At 59.2% G+C, this 5,264-nt stretch carries 5 protein-coding genes and 2 pseudogenes; 2 read left to right on the plus strand and 5 right to left on the minus strand.

Translation table 11 applies throughout. The features are described from left to right. The first annotated feature begins 217 nt into the window (after window positions 1-217). A complete protein-coding gene (locus ACH2DW_RS15015; RefSeq protein WP_394930558.1) occupies window positions 218-772 on the plus strand; it encodes a cupin domain-containing protein in 555 nt (184 codons plus the stop codon). A 466-nt stretch (window positions 773-1,238) separates the two neighbouring features. Here ACH2DW_RS15015 and ACH2DW_RS15020 read toward each other — a convergent pair whose 3' ends face one another. The 3 genes from ACH2DW_RS15020 to ACH2DW_RS15030 all read right to left on the minus strand — a co-directional run bounded on the left by ACH2DW_RS15020 (window position 1,239) and on the right by ACH2DW_RS15030 (window position 4,450). Further along, on the minus strand, window positions 1,239-1,925 hold the full coding sequence (locus tag ACH2DW_RS15020) for a nitroreductase (RefSeq protein WP_394930559.1): 687 nt from the start codon (window positions 1,923-1,925) through the stop codon (window positions 1,239-1,241). Window positions 1,926-1,977: 52 nt separating this feature from the next. Beyond that, entirely contained in the window at window positions 1,978-3,597 is a 1,620-nt protein-coding gene (locus tag ACH2DW_RS15025) for an AMP-binding protein (protein ID WP_394930560.1), read from the minus strand. 61 nt (window positions 3,598-3,658) lie between these two features. Then, on the minus strand, window positions 3,659-4,450 hold the full coding sequence (locus ACH2DW_RS15030; RefSeq protein ID WP_394930562.1) for an acyl-CoA dehydrogenase family protein: 792 nt from the start codon (window positions 4,448-4,450) through the stop codon (window positions 3,659-3,661). On the opposite strand from ACH2DW_RS15030, the pseudogene ACH2DW_RS15035 reads away from it, so the two are divergent. Then, a pseudogene (locus tag ACH2DW_RS15035) lies at window positions 4,398-4,520 on the plus strand (hypothetical protein); the annotation flags it as partial. The gene ACH2DW_RS15030 and the pseudogene ACH2DW_RS15035 sit on opposite strands and share 53 nt — an antisense overlap. On the opposite strand, the pseudogene ACH2DW_RS15040 reads toward ACH2DW_RS15035, so the two are convergent. Then, window positions 4,469-4,882, minus strand: a pseudogene (locus ACH2DW_RS15040) (acyl-CoA dehydrogenase family protein); the annotation flags it as partial. The pseudogenes ACH2DW_RS15035 and ACH2DW_RS15040 overlap by 52 nt on opposite strands. Then, window positions 4,792-5,264 (minus strand): LLM class flavin-dependent oxidoreductase (locus ACH2DW_RS15045; protein ID WP_394930561.1); only part of this gene is annotated, 473 nt, incomplete at its 5' end. The pseudogene ACH2DW_RS15040 and the gene ACH2DW_RS15045, both read right to left, overlap by 91 nt.

Consider the following 5,264-nt stretch of genomic DNA (forward strand, 5'->3'; position numbering starts at 1 on the left):
GTAGAACATCAGCTTCCCAAGCTGAGAACGCGGGTTCGATTCCCGTCATCCGCTCTAAGCCCCTGGTAGATGGGCATAAATAGCGCCTTCTAAGATACTTGGCTAGGTGACTGATAGGGGCTACACCGTCAGCCTAGACCGCTCCAATGGACTACTTGCAGGACGAATGGCCGACTATCGAAGCGTCATCACACATAAGATTTAAGGACAATCGCCAATGCATACCAAACGTAAATTAGCCGTGCCACTTATCGCCGCAGTCGGGCTCACTTTGAGTGGGTGCGCCGGCGAGCCGGCCAGCAACCCGGCATCCACCGCAGCCGATAGTCCAGGGTATGAAGTCATTGAGAACCCGCTTGAGTATTTCGGTGAGATGACTACCTTGAACGGCGAGCGCCCTGACGGAGAACTCTTACCACTTCAAGGTGTGGAAATCATGCTAGACACCATCGATGCGGACGGAAACCGGCTCCTGGTCGAGCGAGGCGTTCGCAAGGCAGGAACTCGCGTGGGCATACACGTGCATCAATATGGAGGTCACACGTGTGTCATTGAGGGCACTATCACCGACTTTGCGGAGGGAATAGAGCCCATGTTATTCCCTGAAGGCACGTGTTATTACATGCCGCCAAACAAACCCATGGCCGCGGCTAACCTCGGCGATAAAGATGCCATTCTTATTGACACATTCATCTTGCCTCCAGATGCCGATCCCATCTTTATCCTCGAGCCTGGCTACCCCGGTGGGCCCGGAGAGCGGATGGAAAACTAGCTCTTGAGCGAGGTGCAACTCTCTTTCACGGGACCACCGGCTGGATCAAGGTGTGAACCTGCGTGACAAGGGTTGCGGCCCTTGTCCACGCGCTGCCCCCGAGTGTCAGATGATTGCTGCGGTATATGGCCAAGTGGCTTCCCCGTCAGAGGTGAAGGACCTACGTCAGCGACTCGCTGAGCTTGAGGAAGCGTGACGCCCTTCTTGGTGGGGCAGCGCTGGCAACTACGACCTTGCTCTTGGGAGTTGCTATCGACTCGTTCAGCAAGAGGCCCTAAACGCTCTCGGTGGTCATATCAGGGGGATATCAAAGGGCTGTAAGCCTGGCTTCCCAAGCTGAATACGCGGGTTCGATTCCCGTCATCCGCTCCAATCAACGCCGCCGACTTCCGCAATGAACTCGATGCTGCCGACGCTGGCAACGGAGTCGATGTGCGCCACGTGCGAGCGACGCCGGTGAACGGATCTAGTCCAGGAATGTCGTGAACGACTCGGCGGAGAGCTTGCTCGCGATCAGTCCGTTTTCTGGTGCGTCATGGTCCGCGAACCCAAGCGACAGACCACATGCAAGCAACTCATTGTCACCGATGGGAAGATGTTGGCGAATCACCCGGTGATACCAGGTGAAGATGGCCTGCCCGCACGTATCGAGTCCCTCCGCTCGCGCGCCGATGAAGATGCTCTGTAGAAACATGCCGATGTCCATGAAGGTGCCGGTCGCGAGGCGCCTGTCGAAGGTGATGAACATGCCCAAGGGGGCTCCGAAGAAGCGAAAGTTCTCGTTCATCTGTCGAGTCCTTGCTTCGTGATCGTCACGCGCAATGCCGAGGCACTGGTACAGCCCCGATCCGACTTCTCTGCGCCGCCCGAGATACGGCTCGAACCATTCGGACGGGTAGTACTCGAACTCCGGCTGATGCATCTCCTCCGGATCGTTGGCGACGGCGTCCAGGATGGAATCGGTCACTTTCTGCTTGGTGACACCGCTGACCACGTACACCTTCCACGGTTGAATGTTGTGACCGCTGGGAGACTGGGCCGCTCCGCGGAGGATTCGGAGCACCGACTCCTGCAGCACCGGACGGTCGAGGAACCGACGAACTGATCGCCTTGTGGCGAGCGCCTCGTGAGCGCTGATCGTTGTCTCACTCATGGTCAGTTCCTGTCCTTCACCTCAGTGGCTTCTTCGCAAACGCCCGACACTGCTACTCCGCAACAAAGGACTGAGCGATGTCTCGCAGCGTGAACTTCTGCACCTTGCCGGTGGGGGTCATCGGCATTTCCTCGATGACTTCGAGGCGTTCAGGTACATAGACCTTGGCGACTCCCTGATCCAGCAAGAAGTCCCGAAGCTCGTCGAGCGCCAGCGGCTCATCATCAACCAAACGTACGAAGGCGCACGCCCTCTCACCGAGCCGCGGATCTGGCATCGCCACGATCGCGACCGCCGCGATGCGAGGATGCTCAAACAGCAACCCTTCGATTTCCACCACAGAGATATTCTCGCCACCGCGAATGATGATGTCTTTGCTTCGACCGGTGATACGGATGTAGCCGTCATCGTCCATCCGAGCCAAGTCACCGGTGTCAAACCAGCCGTCGCGCAGTTCGAACAACTCAGGCTTCTTCAAATAGCCAACACAGAGTGTCGCCCCACGCGTTTCGAGTACCCCCTCGGTCCCAGACGGCACGGGCTGCCGATTCCCATCGACGATCGACACTGCGGTATGTGGCGTGGCAACACCATCGGTGCTGGCGGCAAGATCGTCCGTGTCGTCAAGCTTCACGGTCGTGACCGCCAAGACCTCGGTCATCCCCCAAACCGAAACGATCTTGGCGCTCAGCTTTTCCTTCGCCTGAGAAACCAGGGCCGACGGAATCGGCGCGCCGCCCGAGACGAACAGGCGGAACGCGCTCAGATCGCGTTGCTCGATTTCGGGGAAGGAACTGATGTCCATCAAGAGCGGAGTGGCACCCATGCAGAGGCTGACCGACTCGGTCTCGAGGAGGTCGACTGCCTTCTCGGTGACCCAAGTGTCGAGAAATACCACCGTTGCGCCCGTCACGCAGGGCAGCAGGACGCCAAACAGGAATCCCAATTGATGAGCAGTGGGCGTTGGACAGAGAATGACGTCGTCTTGCGTGACCTCGAAACGGTCCGCGAGCTGAGTGATATTCGCAAAGAGCGTGTTGGCGGTATGCATCACCCCCTTCGGCTCTCCCGTCGTGCCGGAAGTGAACATGATCTGGAAGAGTTCGTTCGGGTCCACTGCGTCGTATTCGAGCGTTGATCGCTGCTCATCTTCGAATTCGAATCCGTTCGCTCCGAGGACGATGACATGCTCGAGAGTCGGAACCCGCTTGCGAACGACGTTCGCCAGTGATCTGAAGTCAAATCCTTTGAAGGTGTCCGGGACATAGAAAACCGTGGCCTCGGTCATCGTGAAGATGTGGGTGAGCTCCCGTTCGCGAAGGATCGGCATCAGCGGATTGACAACCGCACCGATGCGGGCACACGCGAGGGTGATGGCCAGCATCTCATAGGTGTTCGGAAGCTGCGCAGCGACAACGTCACCGAGCCTCACCCCTCTGCTGTGCAGGTCAGCTGCAATGCGGTCAGACAGTTCACCGAGTTCGCCGAAGCTCATGTTGTGCCTCGTCCCAGTTTCGGAATCGACGGAGACAATGGCGGTGCGATCCGGACAGGTTGTCGACCATTGATCGAAGAAGTCGCAGATGGTCTTGTCGGCCCACGCTCCTGCGGCGGTCATTTCCGCGATCCGCTCAGCTGGCAAGAAGACATTTCGGTTCTGGTGGGATTTCATTGGGTCATTCCCCTGATCTGTCGAGTGGCCGGGTTCAGGCCTGTGGTTGTTTTCGTTTCGGTCAACGGTGCGTTGGCACTCCGAAGAGGTCACGGGCAATGATTGCTTTCATGATCTCGGCGGTGCCGTCGCCGATCTCGAGGCCGATGACATCACGGAGCCGTTGATCGAAGTGCAAATCGCTGCCGTAGCCCGACCAGCCGTGTAAGCGGAGCGCTGTGTGGATGGCATCGGCTGACCACGCCGGCCCCATCCATTTGGACATGGCAGCTTCGGTGGTGTGTTTGGCCGATTGGTCGGCGAGCGTGAGTGTGTCGTAGGCAACCGAGCGCGCTGCATGGAGTTTCGCGTAGTGCTCGGCAACTTGTTGGGTGATGGCTTGGCGGGACGACAAGGGTTTGCCGAACGTGTGGCGGGTGTTGGCGTAGTCGACGGTTTCGTCGAGAGATTCGAAAGCGGCGCCGATGCAGCTCAGGGCAATCACCGCGCGGTTGAAATCGAAGGCGGTCATCGCTTGTGCGAAGCCCGCATCGACTTCGCCGAGCAGGTGGTCGGCTGGCACGAAGACGTCGTCAAAAACGATCGAGCCGCGAGCGATTATTTCGCCGCCGACGCCTGCGTACACCGACCGAGTCACTCCGTCGGTGTCGAGCGGAACCCAGAATGCGGAGATTCCTGCTGCCCCTGGGCCACCTGTGCGGACAAGAACGATCGCCGCGTCGGCAAAACCAGCGAAGGTGATCGATGATTTCTCGCCGCTGATCAGCCAGCCGCCATCGGTCTCGCTTGCCTTTGTGGAGATGGCGGCCGCATCGGAACCAGCGTCAGGCTCGGTGAGGGCGATCGCTGGCACACAGCTTCCATCAGCAATCTTGGGCAGATACCTTGCCGCGACAGTCGGGGTCGCCCAGGTCCTCAGCCCGGTGGCGGCGATTGCCGTCAGTTGCACGAACGACGAGACGTTGAAGTCTCCGCGGGCCAACTCTTCGCCAGCGATTCCGGCATCGACGAACGTCGCGCCCGAACCACCGTGTTCCTCCGGCACCAGCAGGCCGAAGACGCCGAGATTGGCGAGCTCGTCAAGCAAAGTTTGATCCGGGCGTCCCGCCGGTCGGTTCAGATACTCGGGCTTCAGTCTCTCGCGCGCGTACGAACGGAGCGTCTCGGCAAGAAGTCGTTGGTCGTCGTTGAAAATCATGGCGTCCCTTCGGTCACATCTCGATGTGGTGATCGCTGTTGCAGACCCACGTGGTCGGAACTCACCGCAGCGGCAATCTCGCCCCATCGAGCGAGGTTCTCGGGCCGACGCTTGATGTCTTCGTCGGCGAGATACGAGATGATGCGTTCTGCCACACCGCCGTAGCGGTCGATGATCCGATCGGCAATCTCGTCCCAGCGACCGACGATGGCGAATTCGTCGAGCATCTCATCGGTGATCGTTGCCGCGAGCGCGGTGGAATCGCCCGCTTTCAGGTGGCGATTCAGCTCCGCCGAGACACCGTCGAAACCGAGATCGTCGAATTGGTAGGCGTAGTTCTTGGTGGCTCCGTAGAACCCGATCCGGGTCCGGGCGAGCGTCAACAAGTCGGCTCGCTCTTCTGGCGTGTCACCGGGCACGATGATCGACGGGATCAAAAGGTCAACCTCTGATGGATCACGTCCGACCG

Source organism: uncultured Ilumatobacter sp. (assembly GCF_963980585.1).
In the GTDB taxonomy this organism is placed as follows: Bacteria; Actinomycetota; Acidimicrobiia; order Acidimicrobiales; family Ilumatobacteraceae; genus Ilumatobacter_A.

Coding starts and splice junctions, on each gene's coding strand:
- ACH2DW_RS15020 (WP_394930559.1), bottom strand. CDS start 1,925: ATGAGTGAGACAACGATCAGCGCTCACGAGGCGCTCGCCACAAGGCGA.
- ACH2DW_RS15025 (WP_394930560.1), bottom strand. CDS start 3,597: ATGAAATCCCACCAGAACCGAAATGTCTTCTTGCCAGCTGAGCGGATC.
- ACH2DW_RS15015 (WP_394930558.1), top strand. CDS start 218: ATGCATACCAAACGTAAATTAGCCGTGCCACTTATCGCCGCAGTCGGG.